This is a genomic window from Citrobacter sp. Cpo030, assembly GCF_030333005.1.
Lineage (GTDB): Bacteria > Pseudomonadota > Gammaproteobacteria > Enterobacterales > Enterobacteriaceae > Citrobacter > Citrobacter portucalensis.
This window is the reverse complement of sequence record NZ_JAOWGT010000043.1, coordinates 428,312-443,104: the sequence shown is the minus strand read 5'-3', so window position 1 is coordinate 443,104 and position 14,793 is coordinate 428,312. Positions and strand designations below refer to the sequence as shown.

Here is a 14,793-nt window from a genome sequence, read left to right as displayed (position 1 = left end):
TTATGGTTTCTACTAAACCAAGGTTTTGTAGAAATAATGCGACATTCGGTATATCAGCGCCGTTGCGGTCTTTCGCCAGTCGCGCATTCGCATTATCCATTACGATCTTAACTGCCGCAGGGGTGGCAGCCTGCGTTTCACTGGTGCTGTTCAACGCGCTGTTAAGTTGAACCAGCCCTCTTTGCTGTGTCGTGCCATCGAGGACACCAATGGATTCACGCGATGTTTTTTGTGCTTCTGCGCCCCGCGCTTTTATCTCTTTCAGGTTCTGGTCAATGCGCAGGAATAAGCCGTCGCCTGTTGCAACATTCAGCGTGATATTTGAAGTATCTGATACCGCCAGGCGAAACTGCATATTAACGCTGACACCACCAACCGGCTTATCGATCGATGGGCAGTTTGCCACAGCGTAAAGCTCTCCGGCGTCAGTCATTAAACCGACTTCACGAACGGTGAATCCACCAACCCCGATCGGAAGAACGATTTTCGCCATTAACTGCGTGGACTGCTCCGGGGATACCACCAGCTCAGCGATATCTCCCCGGAACGTTTCATTGATTAACCGGATTTGTGCCGGATCGGGTTTGACCTGCTTGCCATTACTGTCCCCCACCACAAAGTGAGTCAGTACAATCAGGCGACCACTGGCCAGCGCCTCCGCCTCCAGTTCCTTACCCCGGTTAGTGATAATTGAGTAGTAATCAGCCATGAGATTCCCCGGCAAAAATGTCCACATCGATATGCGCTGTTGTCGCACCCGAAATATAAAAAGCCCCGTCCATACCCACATTCGCCATCACATCGATTTTGCTCAGATAGCTGCGCAGGTTTTTGGCCCGCTCGGTAAGCTGGCGAATCTGATGATAGAGAGCGTCACTGACCCCCTCACTGCTCTGTACTTCGATCCGGAAGGTGTAAGGTTCAGCGCGCGGGGTGTCTTCCCACCACTCAACCACGGTCGTGGGCAGGTTTACTGACCCGAGAGAACGGCGTACCGCCCCGGCCGTTCCCCTGTGCTGATGAACATAAGCGGCATCTTTTATCACCTGTCGCTTCTGCGCCTCTGTCCAGCCGTCATCCCAGAAATCAACGGCATGCTCCCAGGCCAGCCAGGGGAGAAGATGCGCCGGACAGGTGTCAGGATTTTTGGACTTGCGCACCATGTTGGTATCGAGGGTGGCGATTTGCTCAGCGCTGGCCTGCTCCTGCGCCCGCTCTTCATTAAATGCGCCAGGAGGAAGCAGAGATCGAAACTTAGCCGTCATTGCTGCTTACCTCCCTGCGGGTGACATTAATGGCGGTACACCACGGCGCTTTACCCGGTTCCGCTTCCAGATCTGCTACCGGAGAAATCAGCCTTACCCGTACCACACCGGATTGCTGCAGCGCGGCATAAATGGCGGACAGCGGGATGACAGTTTTAATCCGATGGGAAAGCATGGTGTATGACCGTAAAACATCGATGGCATTATTCAGCACTGTACTGGCGTCCGGTCCTTCCGGAATTTCCAGCTCCGCCGTAACGGCATAGTTTGCAATCGTGGCACTTTTTACCGTCACATAGTCAGTTAACGGGCGGATTTCATCTGCATTCAGTGTGCTGTTAACCTTATCAAGCAGGGGCTGCCCCGCTGTCCCATCCCCCGTGCGTGACAGGACATAAACATCAACGTAGCCTGGCCGGTTATGAGTTTCCGGCCCATAGGCATCGGCATCCAGCACATCCGTATCGGCAGACTTCGCATGAAAGCGGTATGCGTTACGCGCGCCTGCTGTATTCAGTTGCGCCCATGAAAGCTGGATACGTTCGCGAAATGCTGCATCGTCTTCCAGTTCAGGCTCCACGGGCGGTATGGCAAGCGGATCGCCGGGCTTAATCATCTGCCGTTTAACGTTGAATGCGGCACCTATCTGATCAAGGTCTGCCTCTTTTGCACTCGCGAGAAATACCGCCCGCACGGCATCATTAACCCGCTGGAACGCCAGCGTCAGCTGGTAGGCATTCACCTCCCCCTGTTTAAACGTCGGATCGGATTCCACCAGCGCATCAAACTGCTTATCTAGTTCCCGCAGGCGCGCCAGCCACCGGGTGAATATTTCATTCGCATCCGGCACCACAATGGCATCCGGTACGTCCAGTTCGGACAGGTTGATCACGTCATAGCTGCTTGCCATAAATCGTTATGTCTCCCGTTCTGACAGGTAAATTGGTTTCCTTGTTGATCCCCTCGATATCCAGCACACAGCCGGACTCCCCTTCAGGAAAGGAAACAAGCACACGTGTTACCTTCAGCCGCGTCTCCCACCGGGCCAGTGCGGTCGCAGACGCAGCGATTATTTGTAGTCGGGTCAAATCATCCCGTGGGTTATCCACCAGCGAAAACAGATCACTGCCATAGTCACGGACAAGAACCCGGCTCCCGATGGGAGTGGTCAGAATGTCGCTGACGGACTGGCGCAAATGGGCGACGCCGGACAGGCGTTTTCCGGTCCGGTTGTTTACACCGTTCATGATTAAATTCCGTTGCTGAGTCGCCGGATGGCGTAAGGGTTAACCGAAGTAAGACGGGCCTTTTTTGTCCTGCTTTTCTGATTTTTTCGAAGCCGCTGCGGGTTTACGAATATCCACGACAAGGTTATAGGTGTAGCTGAATCCCGCTGACGTCAGAGACAATACCAGAGACTCAACCACCCAGGCCCGATCCTCACGGGAGCCAAAACCGGAAGTCGACACACTTGCTTCTGCTGTCAGCGGAACATGTTTAGGGCGACATGGCCCCGTGAGCGTCATTTTCTGCTCGTTACGCTTCGCCTGTGTTTTCCTGGATTTTGCCTGTTGCTCGGCGGTGTTTTTCTCCGACTGGGTATAGGGATTGGTCATCGCCGGGCCATCATGTTCAACGGAGGAGGTCTTTGTCGTGCCGTCCTCCTCGTCGTAATAACGCACACCGATTTTCTCTTTGGCTTTTCCTCCACTCCCTGTAGCTTTACCCGTCGAACTCCCTCGCTCACCTTCACTGTAGGACCAGTTTGATACTTCATCCGGTGTGATGGTGATCCCGCCAGTCTGTTTCCCTGAAGCCGTTGCCGTGGCTCCTTGTTGCAAAAAAAGCCAGTAACCTCCAGATGGTTTACTCACTGCGTTGTAGTCACGCGCAAGCCTTGCGAGCAGGTTGGCATCGGATTCCGCCACCTGATCAATATGGTTGATACGAATATCTTTCAGCGCGTCGGCCACGCGGGGAATAAGCCCATTATCGGTGGCCACTGTTTTGACAATATCGGCAAGGCGAAGGTTATCCCAGCTCCGGGTTTTCTGGCTTGTCACATCTCCGGGTTGTTTCTGGGCGTTCATCGGCGCGGCGGTCGCATAAAGCTCAATACGCCTCGGCGGGCCGCTGCTGGAGACACCACTGACAACAAACCAGCCTTTATCGATTAGTTGATCATTGAATCCCAGAGCGACCCGAAGCCGGGCGCCTTTGGTAGGTAGTGCCAGTGTTTCAGAGATGAGGCTGATTTTCAGTTCATCGGCTTTTGCTGTTGCCCCACCATAATCCGTCAGGGTCAGTTCACTCAGGCATTGTTGCAGCACCCGGGTGATATCTTTCCCTTCGGCCTGAATGCTGAAGGCCGGCGCATATTCCGGCATCGCTGTCTGATCTGCCATATCAATCCCATAAACTGAATGGCGATTCCGCTACGGGCGTCACCAGATCCGGCAGTGTGATATACAGGCCGGAAGGATACATAGCCCCCTGATCCGCCAGCCCCTGATTGGCTTCAAGAACCTGAGTCACTGAGTCTGAAAGATTTTCAGTACCGTAATGCACGGCACAAATTGCATCCAGTACATCTCCGTCACGGGTTTGATAGATCGTCGGCATAGTGTTTTAGCGTCATCGTCCAGTTTTTGTTTCGGTGACCACCACCCGGTAAAAACTTACTCGTCGTGTCTGAAAAGTCGGTCACCACCCACCACCCCAGCACATCGCCTTCTCCGCTGACAAGCTGCTGGGGTTTCGCTTGATCGGCAAGATCAAATAAATCATTCACGCCATCCACCCCTTTACGGAAAAAGGCGTGGGACTGCCCTTCAAGCCTGACAGTACGCCCCGGCTTTCCGGTGTACTGAAGAAGGTCCTGTTTGCCGATGCGTTCCTGTTCACTCCAGCGCCAGTTGGCCTCACGGGTAAGCTGATGATAAGCTGCTGTATCAATCGAAAAGGCGAAATTCCCCAGCATCATCATCACGCGGGCTTCCTGCCCACCCCGTAATGCGCCTGCACCGCGCTGGCCGGAATCTTCAAATATCGGGATAATTTCACTCACCAGACAAGTCCCCCATCCAGAAGGCTGTTATCACCATTGAAGGCAGAATTGTTTTTCGTCACCGTGGTCACTTCATCGGCAATGGCTTTCTCATCCTGTCCCGGCGCGGCATTAATTTCGAAGTGGTACTCAAATTTGCGGTTATCGGTTATCTGCCGTGATGGCGGCTGCTTATCCAGTACATCCATTTTCTGAAGCAGGCTTTCCCAGTAACCGCCCGTACTCTCGTCTTTCAGAATCACAGGCTCAGCAGGTAATCTGTCTGTTGCAGTAGCATGTCTTTCCTGCTGCCCGGCGGGAAGAAGGGAAGCGTTTGAATATTTATCCCAGACACCAGCACTGCTATCCGGCTCATCGTTAATGGTTTGCGCTGCATGCTCCTTGTTCTGCTGTAGCGCTACATTCCAGTTTAAAAGCGATTCGCCGCCTTCCGGTGACAGATATTTATCAAGCGATTTGTTAAATGTTTCATCATCAGAATCAAAGCCAAACAATCCCCGGGTGGATTCCCAGAAGTGCTTAACTTTTTGCGGCAGGTCCGGACGCTCTTTCAGTTGCTGGTCAAACCATTCCCCCTGTCCATTCTGGCTGGCCCTGAAACGCGCTCTTTCTACCCCATTTGCCGCAAGCGTTTTGAGGACGTCACGCTGGTCATTACGGTCATCCGGAAGCAGCCAGGACAGCTTTTTAGCCAGGGCATAAATAATTTTGCCGACAAAAACCACCCCCTGCCCGAACGACAGAACGCCGGGATAAAGGTCATTTCGCAGGAATGTCACAATGCGCTTGATCCCGCCACCTTTGAACCAGTCGGCAAGATCATTTGTCAGGTTACGGATATCCGGCGCCAGTTCATTTCCCAGTTGCCCGGAAATTTCTGCGACCGCAGAAGAGAAAACGGTGCGGAGATTATTGATAGCCTGATTACCCGCAACCGCCCCATCAGCCCCCTCTTTGGTCACAAGGTTGTAGCGCCGCTGTTCGTCCATCAGGTCGCGGTAGCTCCGGCCAGATTGCTTGATAAGCATCAGCAGTTTGCTCGCTTCCCCGCCAAAAAGAGAATCCAGTGCGAAGGAGGCTTTTGACTCGTCCTGAAGGCTGAGCGCCCGTTCAACAATTTTGTCGAACTGCGCCATATCGCTGAGCCCGGCAAAATCCCCCGCTTTGAACCCGAGCGTTTCAAACGCATCCTGCAGCGAGCCCTGCTTACCGTTCTGTTTATACTCCCCGGATTTGTGCAGATACTCTTCAAAGAGATCGCCAATGTTTTCCGCATTCATGTCGTACTGCTTCGCCAGAGAATCCCAGGCATTAAACGTGGCCACGTCCACGCCGTAACTTTTTGCGACATTAGTGCGGGTTGCCGTTTCAGCATTGGTGGCAGCTGGCGCTATCAGTGTGCCAAGTGCTGAAGCCACCACACCGCCACCGCCAATAGCCAGCCCGGACCCAAACATCCCGCCCACCTGCCCGGCGATCCCCAGACCGCGCCGGAACAGACCTTTACCGGTTCCTTTGAATGCCTGAATGCGCTGTGCTTTTTGCATCTGTACATTCAGTTTCTGCTGCTCCGCCTCCGTTTTGCGGATTTCCCTGGAAACATCGGTATAGCGGCGCTTCAAATCACCCAAGCTTTCACCGGCCAGTTTGGCGCGTTTGATTTCTGCTGCCAGTTTAGTCTGATCTTTTGTCAGTCGTTCGGACTGCTTTCCGACATCTTTCAGGCTTTTTTGCAGACCATCTGCAGATCGTTTCCATGAATTATCCAGGTTTCCGCCAAAGGTAATGACGGCCTTAAGGTTCTGGCTTATTCCGCCCACGGTTTATCGTCTCCAGTTCGTCGGTCAAAAAATCAGAGAAAGTGCTGAACGGCATATCGAGGTATTCCGCCATCGGAAAATGCAGTCGCCGCCCCAGAAATCTTATTGCCCGGAGGAGCCCGCCTTCGGTCGCTTCGCGGGCGGGAGCATAAAAACGTTAAAGGCATCCAGCAGCTGTGAATAATCTGCCGCCGTCATCAGCCAGAGATCCTGTTCACTGAGATTGCACAGCAACGCAATCATGCGGGCTTCTTTCTCTTCTTCGTTGCCGCGGTCTTTGGCATGAGTGATGCGATCGCGAACCAGCGGTTCACGCATGGTGACTTCATCGATCACGACCCCATTATCAAGTGATACGGGGGAATACAGTTTTATAACGCGGGTTTCACCAGGAAAGCTCATAGGATGCTCCATAAAAAAACGGCCCGCAGGCCGTTACAGTGGTGGGATAACAGTAAAATCAGAGACGCACTTTGGCAGCCAGGCCAGAAAGCACATCCACGCCATTCACCCGGCGGGCGAAACGCTCTGTGTCGATGGCGAACAGTTCGCGCCCGTCCAGTGACTGACGGTAGTAGCTGACGGCAATATCAACCGTCACGGCATTTTCGGAAAGCGTGTCCTTACTGCGCGCATCCGGCGTGACGGTCTGTACAAAACCCTCGATTTCCTCAACCGTACCGCGCGCAGTGCCGTTACCGAGATAGCCCTGATAAGCCGTAAAGCGTGAACGGCTGCCGCTGACAAAACCAAAGCTGGCCAGCATATCCGTATCTATCCCATAAAATTTAACCTGACAGGTCAGTGCTTCCATGCCGTCATCAACCGGAGTTGGCGCATCCTGTGCGCCGGTACGCAAATCCGTTTTAACAATAGCCAGAGACGGCGGCGTAAATTCATGCGCCCCCTGAATACGGATCCCCTGCCGGAAGAAGGTCCAGACGCGTAGTGTGTTTTTATCGCTCATGCTGCAAGCATCTCCTCAAGCGCATAGTTATTGTTCACCCGGACGCGCAGGCTGATAAGTTCAGTCGGCGATTTCGGACCAAAGTCATAGTTGATGTACAGGACACCCGACGCCATGGTTTCCGCGGTGTTCAGTTCTTCATCCAGCCAGGCCCGCCCACCGAATATGGCGCCAAGACCGACCAGTTGCCGCATATAGGTATTGATGGTGCCGATAATGTCATCCGCATTTTCCCGGTCCAGTGGGCGGTCAACATACTCCAGCATGGTTTCCTGAATGCTGTCCTCAATAACATCAGCAGTACGGCGGACAGATTCAAAACGCCACTGAGGATTGGTTGCACACAGACGGTTCCCCCAGTGTTTAAAACCCGCCCGGCGGATAATGGTGGACACGTTCTGCATGTTGAGCAGGTTTGCATCGCAGTTCTCATCCCCGAGGATAAATTCATCGATCTGCTCAACACCGAGGATGTTGTTGATGTCCTGGTTCGACTTGCTCCACCACCAGCCTTTTTCAAAGTCGATGCGGGCGCGTAACCCGGCAGCAAACGCAGAGTAAGGCCGATAAACCAGCTGGCCATCTGCATCGCTTGCCTGGACCCGCGGGCGTAACAGTTCAGTTCGTGCGCCATAGGACTGACGACGCTGTACCACTTCCTGCAGCGTCGCACCGGAGGCGCAGTCAACATATGCAACGGCGCGCAATTTCCCGGCCACGGTTTCCAGCCCCTTACCAACCGCATCGTCCTCACTGAATCCCGGCGCTATCACAATACGCGGCTGGTACGTGGTAACAGATTTCGCTGAAGACAGGGTGCCGATCCCCTTCAGTACTGCAGCGCGTCGTTTTGCCACATCGTTTTCATCTGCCACACGCACCACCACCGTCAGCGCATTACGCTGATCGTTAATGTCTGTCAGTACCTGTTTCAGCGTACCTTTTTCACCCAGGCGGGATAACAGCGTAGTGCCGACGACCGCCACCGGCGTATTGAGTGGAAAGGGTTCATCTTCACCCCCCGCTAATTGCAGGCTGAAGGGCTGGACAATCCCGTCACCGCGCCCGCTCGCACTGACTTTTGCGCCATCAACACCACCGACGGCCTCAGCAACGTCTCCGGGTTTAGCCGTGATAACACCGTGTTCATCACAACCCAGCGTGATTTTCAGTGTCAGCGATTCAGGATCCCAGCTTGCTGACGTCACAACCGCAGCAGGATTTTCGGCTGCAGGCTGTCCGGCCAGCGCAGCGACATTGATGACATTGCCTTCCCGCCCCTTAATGGTTGCAGTGAAGTCGATAACGTTATCGAGAATGGGTGTACCGGATGATCCCGATGCGGCTGTTCCCCCCGACGCATCAGGTGCCGTTCCCACCAGGCCGATAATGGCGGTCTGAATCGTGGTAACCGCCACCGTACCCGAGGTGAGTTCAATAGTTTCAACGCCATGTAACTGAGACATGTTTTTTCTCCAGGCATAAAAAAACCTGCCGCAGCAGGTCACATTTTCTGATTAGGTTTATCGGTGAGCCCGCCGCTGTCGCCGCGGTGATCGTGGTTGTTAAAGACTTCACGTATCTTGCTCATGCTGCCGGATTTGTCCGTTATCTCCTTTGACGCCCCGATATTCCCTGCAACCGACGTGTCAGCATTAATCTGAGTTTTGCCCTGAACTGTCAGGGTATCGGTAATTTCAACCGGACCATCCAGCGTGCCTTTACCGACAATTTTGTAAGTTCCACCATCAGCCAGCGTAATCGTCAGGGCATGCGCGTTCCTGTCATAACGGATCTCGGTCCCGTCGCTGTAACGCGTAATGTGCTCGCTGTCACTTCCTTCCGGCACCGGCAGCTTTCCTGTGTTCCAGCCGGGAAACACCCGTCCGTTGTTGAGTTCTCCGGCTTCGGACAGGACCGTAACCGCATCCCCCACGGCATAAGGATTTGAATCAGCACGGTTAGTTCCTGAAAACCCCTGGCACAACGGCAGCCAGGTCGTGATGATATCCCCCAAATCCACCCGGCATTTTGGGATGCGATCGTGCCTGACGGAATGAATAACACCGCGCCGGACAAGGTTCGCCAGTCTGCGCTGCAGGTCGCCTTCTATATCACTCATCGGGCTGAGCCTCCCAGATAAGCTGATAGTCATCCACGTGATTACGGCCCGTATCAGGTGCAGCACCCAGCCAGGCCTGCTGCAGAGGCATGCCATTGTGTGCAAAGGGGTCAGTACCAAATGCAGCCGCCTGGGTGAATGAAATACGCCAGACCAGATAATCATCCATTCGCGGATCAAACTCATCACGTTCAGCCGTGGTGAATACCGCAGGCTCAATATGGCCCAGACCAAACTGCTGCCCGTCAATCCACTGGGTAATATCGGCCGCAGCGGTTCTGACAAAAATCTCAGGCTGACTCACACCCGATCCGGCGGCATCCACCACCACGAAGAGATCACAGGTTAAATTAACGCTCAGTTGCCCCTCATTACCTCCACCCTGTTCCCAGCTGTTAATCGAGAAATACACCGCGGGCGTGGTCAGGCACGAAAAGCGGGGAACATTTCGTTCCGGATACGCACCGGCATCACGCACCCATCCGATTTTTTTTAATGCGTCAGTCACGGCATCGTGATACCGCCCCAGCAACAGTGGCTCGGCCATCGTTCGTTACCTCAGACAGAAATACGGGCTTTTACGCGCCCGCGAATGTCGGTTTCAAAGTGATGCATAAAAATCTCCATCGCTTCCGCAAATGCGTTGTCCTCGATGTAGTTCAGCATCGGTTCGTAGATATCTATTTCTGCTTCGCGTGTCCGGCGGGTCTGGGGATCGCGAATAACCACCGTCCGGCGATTATTCCGTTTTGAACGGGACACCTCCCCGTTTTCAAACGACCGTTCGCTCAGCAGATTACCTTTCGGGGAAAATCCGGCGTTTTCTGCCTGGCGGCGCGCTTTAATAAAACGCCCCGTGTTGCGGTCACGCCGGGTATGGTGCGGTCGCAGCCGCCCGTTGATTCGTCCTTTAAGGTCTTTCACCTTAATGGCATTCAGCCCGAACCAGAGCCGGAAGTTATCCAGTTGCGATCCCCTGTCCAGACGAAAAGACAGCAGACGGCGCCGGACCATATCCATACTGCGTGGGGCCAGCCCTCCTTTCAGATCCGCCATCGCTTTCTTACGCAGCGTGGCGGCAGTACGCCTGAGTGCGCGCGAGTATGCTGCACGGAACTGTTTTTGCGTCGCACCGATACTGTCCGCAATTCGCCAGATAACATTCACATCAATATCGACGGGTAAATCCCGTCGCAGTCGAGACTCCCGCGCCATATCAGCTCCATTTATCGATCTGAGGCTGTGTTTTGCCGGGTTCCCCATATGCCAGCGTGACGCGGGTCCGCCCTTCTTCATCCGCGCCGATATGTGTCACCCGGTAAGGGATGGTGTTGATCACCACACCGTCATGTTTTTCGAGACCGGAAATATCCGCAGTCATTGCACTGAACGCCGGGGATTGGTTCTGAATTTCCCCGCCACCCGGTACACCCGACAGCGCATCCGGTGATTCAAAAATCACGGTCACCAGACGCGGGCCTTCACCCGTTTGCAGGCATGCAGGCACTTCTTCGGCAAACGCCCGGTTAATCCGGGCATCTGCTTTAGCCAAACGTTCCCGGAACCGGTTCATCAGAACCCCAGGCGGACGGCAACATCAGCATCATCCGCCTCAGCTGCTCCCCAGGCGGAACCGACAACCGGATTTGGCGTTGCATCATCGCCTTTTGCCACCGTCAGCTTGCCGCCAGCCAGATACAGTTTCTGGCCTGCCGAAATTTCTTCTGCCGCTTTAGGCAGCACAAAAACACCGGCCATATGCAGAGTTCCCCACTCGCCAGCAGGAATATCGCTGTGTGCCACCCCGGCAATTCCGCCGACCGCCACCAGCGCACCGGATGAAACGGCATCAACACCCGCATTGTGATAATCCAGTGTGGTACCGTCCTGCTGATAGTTCTTCGCCATGTTTTTTCTCCATAAAAGGAAAAGGCGACCAGCGCCGCCTTCAGGGATAAAAAAACCGCCAGGCGGCGGTCATTATTTTTTGGTGACTTTAACCAGCCCGCGCCAGTCGAGCGGAGCCACCCCCGCATCAATGCGCACCTTGAATGCGGCGCCGTCCACAGTGAAGCCCTGCTGCTGTTCCAGATATGGCGTGTCGATACCGTCGAGATACGCCACTTCAATGGTGTCGCGCCCCTGCGCAGCGGTCAGGTAATAATCGGTCGGGCTACTGTCATCCAGGCGGGCCTCAGAAGCCACGGTCACAAAGTTCTGGATCGGGTTAACGATCCCGCTGTTCGCGTCTGCACCCGGTACACTGGCGGATTTAATCAGCTGGTTTGCCCGTGACTCAATTGCCACTGGCGTCAGCATGTAGGCCGGACGAATATTCAGACGGCGATCGCCGGATTTTTGCAGCAGCATTGCCTTACGCGCAGTATCCAGCCCTTCAATACTCAGATCGGCTGCAACAAGGTTGCCATGATCGGCGTGGAACAACGGCTTACCGTCCGACATTTTCGGGTTGCTGGTCAGTACAGCCCAGACCAGATCGCCGACAGTGGCTCGCGCAGCAAGCCCCATTGCCTGCGGGATACGCGTCAGCATATCCAGGTCGTCGTTGATGATAGTCTGGCGGTCAATGCTGAAAAGCTCACCATAGGTGGCCAGTGCAATCGGCTCACCGCGATCTTTAATGGTGACATATTTATATTCCGCCCCGGCGCGAACCTTACGCAGCGATGCCAGTGATTCCAGGCCAACGCGGTGCGCGGTTTTGAAATCGGTCAGTGTGCCTTTACGGGTCCACTGTTCGAATGTTTCGCTGGCCTCATCCCAGCCAAGCAATGCCGCCTTATGCGCCACATCCATCAGGATATTGCCGAAATCGCTGCTGCTATGGGTGAACGCCAGCCCAACCATCGCCTGTGCGGTACCGACACCAGAAATACCGATACCACGATCCACCAGCGAGGCGCGGGCCAGTTCGCGCAGGGTATACCCGTTGTAGGCGTTATCTTTTTCCGCCTGCGCATAGCCCGCACGGTTCATCACCGCCGCACGAATGGAATCACCAACAATATTCCCGTTACCCGCATGGATGTGAACTGCACCCGGACCGGCACTCGGGGTAGTCCCTGCCGCCAGCGCACTGAGCAATTTGGTGCGGGCCTGTTCCGCTGAGCAGGAAATATCCGTGATGCATTCCGCTTTCAGCGAACCGAAAGCAGGAAACGCATCAAACACAGCGGAAACTGCGCTGACTCGTTCAGTATTCGCTGCCTGCATCTGCTGCTGGAGCTGGGCGGCCAGCGCGGTAATGTCGATATTTCCTGCCAGCGGTTGCTGGGTGGGTTGCTGTGCCGGTGGGTTATTTGCGGCCTGCGGCGCCGGGTTTTGTGCGGGCTGCGGCTGACTGACTGGAGCTTCGGCACGCGGCCCAAAAAGGTTGTTAATCTGTTCTGGCATATTCTGGTAATCCTTCAGTTTATTTTGATTCACACAGGCCGCGGCCTGCAGTTCTGGTTCAAGCGTGTCAGCGAAACCTTTTTCCACCGCCTCCGCGCCATTAAGCCAGGTTTCAGCTTTCAGCATCGCCTCCAGTTCTTCCTGCCCCAGCCCGGTCTTGTTCATGTAGGCACTGAGCATCAGCGCTTCATTACGATCAAGCCAGGCAGCGTAATCACGCATGTCATCGGAATCCCCGGCGATCCCGCCCCACGGCTTGTGTACCATCAGCCAGGCGTTTTCCGGCATATGCACCGTGGCACCGGGCAGGCAGACAATCATTGAAGCCATACTGGCAGCCACGCCGTCCACCCAGATATCCAGCTTCGCCTTCAGACGGGACAAGGTGTTAAAGATGGCAAATCCCTGCATCACATCGCCGCCCGGGCTGTGGATATGCAGATCGACGGCGCTGGCCTCAAACACCCCGGCCTCCTTACAGTCGGAGACGAACTGCTGAGCAGTAATCCCCCAGCCGCCGATCACGTCATAGAGAAATATTTCCACACGCCCTGCAGCCAGTGCGCGAATCTCATACCAGCACTGACCGTTTGCGGCATCGATACCAGCCACACTGGCACGGGGATTAATCATCGTCCCGCGACGGGGCGGGCTTATCATTTGCTGCATCAGGGAGCACTCCTTTATCGTTGGCGGCGTCTGAGTCAAACACCAGCCCGTTTTCTCGGTTGAATTGGGTTTCCCGGAGACGCTGACGTTTCACCTCTTGCGGATTCTGACCACGTGCGCGCGTCCATTCGGCTTCTGTGCCTGCTCCTCCACGGACAATTGCCTTCCAGGCAGCAGCCTCTTTTCCCGGGTCAATCCATGGCATGACTGGCCCAAGATAGAGCGCGTTGTAAAGGGATTTTTTGTCGACATCATTGGGGATGGTAACGCCGCTGAGCAATGCCATTGCCAGCCAGTTTCGGTATACAGGACGGCTTTGCTGCCCAACAAACCACTGCTGCAGCACGTTATAACCTTCAAAACTCTCTACCAGCTCCTGCCGCTGTGAACTGTAGGTGCCGTTGTAATCCCGCGCGATGCTGGAATAACTGCCACGTGTCCCCGCCGCCACAGCGCGCATCTGACCGTTCCTGAACTCATACAGATGAACATTCGGGCGATTCGACTCCACCATCCCCAGATCCTCGCCTGGCTTTAGCTCGTCATAAATCATCCCCGGCGCAATATCGTAATGGCGCTGTCCACCTGGTGTTGAAAACTCGGTTTCTGTATCAAGAGACTGAGCATCCCCACGTTTGATATAGAAACCCAGCGCCGCCGCAATACGTGCCGCCACGCGCTCACTCTCTTCATAATCCTTAATATCGGAGAGCCGGGTGATCACGCCATGAATGAGGCTGATCCCCCTTAACTGGTGAAGCCGTTTACGCATAGCCAGGTGCAGCATGCTGTCAGCCGAAACAGTTTTTAAATCAGCATTGAGTCCGGCAAAACTGGCAGGATGGTTCTTATAAACCCTGTAGCCCGTCGGTCTCCCCCAGGCATTGACAATAATCCCCTGGCGGATCTGCTGCCCGGAGGTACTGTTCAGGTTAAACGGAACAAAATCCGCCTCCAGCAGTTCAAGAGAAAACGGTACCTGGGTTGAATGCTGCAAACCGGCTACATTTCCCCGCACCATCTGTGTAAACACTTCACCATCACGCAGTGCTGAACGTAACAAAAGCCGCTCTGCTTCCGGACGGGTAAACATCCCGGTCACTTCCGGACGAACCGACCATTCCGCCCAGAGCGCGGATAACTGACCAGCAAACTCAGAGTGAAGATTACCCTCAAGATCAAGCGGCTGCGGTTCAACGTGGATCCCGTGAGCACCGATAACCCGATCCTCCATCTTGTCAAAAAGACCAATCACCAGATCATGGTTTTCATCAAGCCAGCGGGCCTGCTCTCGTAATGAAGTACCGGCTGCAAATACAGCGGTGTCCGCTGACCGGGATTCACGTTTCCCCTTATGCAGACGAGTCGGATTTGCTGCCTCATAGGCTCTGAGTCTGAGTCGGTTTTGTGCGCGTGATGCCGCCCACCCGGGCGATATTGCTCCCAGTGCCTTTTCAAAAAATCCCATG

18 protein-coding genes are annotated in these 14,793 nt (G+C 54.7%); all 18 read right to left on the bottom strand.

The window, feature by feature from the left end; genetic code table 11:
* Window positions 1-709: phage tail protein (locus tag OGY37_RS04605; RefSeq protein WP_286620236.1), on the bottom strand; the 709-nt coding region annotated here is incomplete at its 3' end.
* A complete protein-coding gene (locus OGY37_RS04600; RefSeq protein ID WP_275399226.1) occupies window positions 702-1,265 on the bottom strand; it encodes a phage tail protein I in 564 nt (187 codons plus the stop codon). The genes OGY37_RS04600 and OGY37_RS04605, both read right to left, overlap by 8 nt.
* A complete protein-coding gene (locus OGY37_RS04595) occupies window positions 1,255-2,175 on the bottom strand; it encodes a baseplate assembly protein (protein ID WP_275399227.1) in 921 nt (306 codons plus the stop codon). The genes OGY37_RS04600 and OGY37_RS04595 overlap by 11 nt, the downstream gene beginning before the upstream one ends.
* Window positions 2,159-2,512 (bottom strand): GPW/gp25 family protein, encoded by a 354-nt coding sequence (locus OGY37_RS04590; RefSeq protein ID WP_032943848.1) that lies wholly within the window; start codon window positions 2,510-2,512, stop codon window positions 2,159-2,161. Before OGY37_RS04590 ends, OGY37_RS04595 begins: the two co-directional genes overlap by 17 nt.
* A gap of 39 nt (window positions 2,513-2,551) precedes the next feature.
* Complete coding sequence (locus OGY37_RS04585; RefSeq protein WP_286620234.1) at window positions 2,552-3,670, bottom strand: contractile injection system protein, VgrG/Pvc8 family; 1,119 nt, start codon at window positions 3,668-3,670, stop codon at window positions 2,552-2,554.
* A 1-nt stretch (window position 3,671) separates the two neighbouring features.
* The gene (locus OGY37_RS04580; protein ID WP_016150410.1) at window positions 3,672-3,887 is read right to left on the bottom strand and encodes a tail protein X; all 216 of its coding nucleotides are present in this window, start codon (window positions 3,885-3,887) and stop codon (window positions 3,672-3,674) included.
* Entirely contained in the window at window positions 3,862-4,332 is a 471-nt protein-coding gene (locus OGY37_RS04575; protein ID WP_079813807.1) for a phage tail protein, read from the bottom strand. Before OGY37_RS04575 ends, OGY37_RS04580 begins: the two co-directional genes overlap by 26 nt.
* A complete protein-coding gene (locus tag OGY37_RS04570; protein ID WP_286620230.1) occupies window positions 4,329-6,152 on the bottom strand; it encodes a hypothetical protein in 1,824 nt (607 codons plus the stop codon). The genes OGY37_RS04575 and OGY37_RS04570 overlap by 4 nt, the downstream gene beginning before the upstream one ends.
* A gap of 102 nt (window positions 6,153-6,254) precedes the next feature.
* Window positions 6,255-6,554 (bottom strand): phage tail assembly protein, encoded by a 300-nt coding sequence (locus tag OGY37_RS04565; RefSeq protein ID WP_032943852.1) that lies wholly within the window; start codon window positions 6,552-6,554, stop codon window positions 6,255-6,257.
* Window positions 6,555-6,612: 58 nt separating this feature from the next.
* Window positions 6,613-7,119 carry a phage major tail tube protein gene (locus OGY37_RS04560; RefSeq protein ID WP_016150414.1) on the bottom strand — a complete coding sequence of 169 codons (507 nt, stop codon included), beginning with the start codon at window positions 7,117-7,119 and terminating at the stop codon, window positions 6,613-6,615.
* Entirely contained in the window at window positions 7,116-8,585 is a 1,470-nt protein-coding gene (locus tag OGY37_RS04555; protein ID WP_286620228.1) for a phage tail sheath family protein, read from the bottom strand. The genes OGY37_RS04560 and OGY37_RS04555 overlap by 4 nt, the downstream gene beginning before the upstream one ends.
* 38 nt (window positions 8,586-8,623) lie before the next feature.
* Window positions 8,624-9,241, bottom strand: a complete 618-nt coding sequence (locus tag OGY37_RS04550) for a phage baseplate assembly protein V (RefSeq protein WP_080086764.1) — start codon at window positions 9,239-9,241, stop codon at window positions 8,624-8,626.
* Window positions 9,234-9,788, bottom strand: a complete 555-nt coding sequence (locus tag OGY37_RS04545; protein WP_126317782.1) for a hypothetical protein — start codon at window positions 9,786-9,788, stop codon at window positions 9,234-9,236. The genes OGY37_RS04550 and OGY37_RS04545 overlap by 8 nt, the downstream gene beginning before the upstream one ends.
* A gap of 11 nt (window positions 9,789-9,799) precedes the next feature.
* Entirely contained in the window at window positions 9,800-10,456 is a 657-nt protein-coding gene (locus OGY37_RS04540) for a hypothetical protein (RefSeq protein WP_286620225.1), read from the bottom strand.
* Window position 10,457: 1 nt separating this feature from the next.
* Window positions 10,458-10,814: a head-tail joining protein gene (locus OGY37_RS04535; RefSeq protein WP_032943857.1), complete on the bottom strand. Its 357-nt coding sequence runs from the start codon at window positions 10,812-10,814 to the stop codon at window positions 10,458-10,460.
* Window positions 10,814-11,149 carry a capsid cement protein gene (locus tag OGY37_RS04530; RefSeq protein WP_032943858.1) on the bottom strand — a complete coding sequence of 112 codons (336 nt, stop codon included), beginning with the start codon at window positions 11,147-11,149 and terminating at the stop codon, window positions 10,814-10,816. Before OGY37_RS04530 ends, OGY37_RS04535 begins: the two co-directional genes overlap by 1 nt.
* Window positions 11,150-11,221: 72 nt before the next feature.
* Window positions 11,222-13,324 (bottom strand): ClpP-like prohead protease/major capsid protein fusion protein, encoded by a 2,103-nt coding sequence (locus OGY37_RS04525; protein WP_286620223.1) that lies wholly within the window; start codon window positions 13,322-13,324, stop codon window positions 11,222-11,224.
* Window positions 13,281-14,792 carry a phage portal protein gene (locus OGY37_RS04520; RefSeq protein WP_191228866.1) on the bottom strand — a complete coding sequence of 504 codons (1,512 nt, stop codon included), beginning with the start codon at window positions 14,790-14,792 and terminating at the stop codon, window positions 13,281-13,283. Before OGY37_RS04520 ends, OGY37_RS04525 begins: the two co-directional genes overlap by 44 nt.
* Between the last annotated feature and the right edge of the window lies 1 nt (window position 14,793).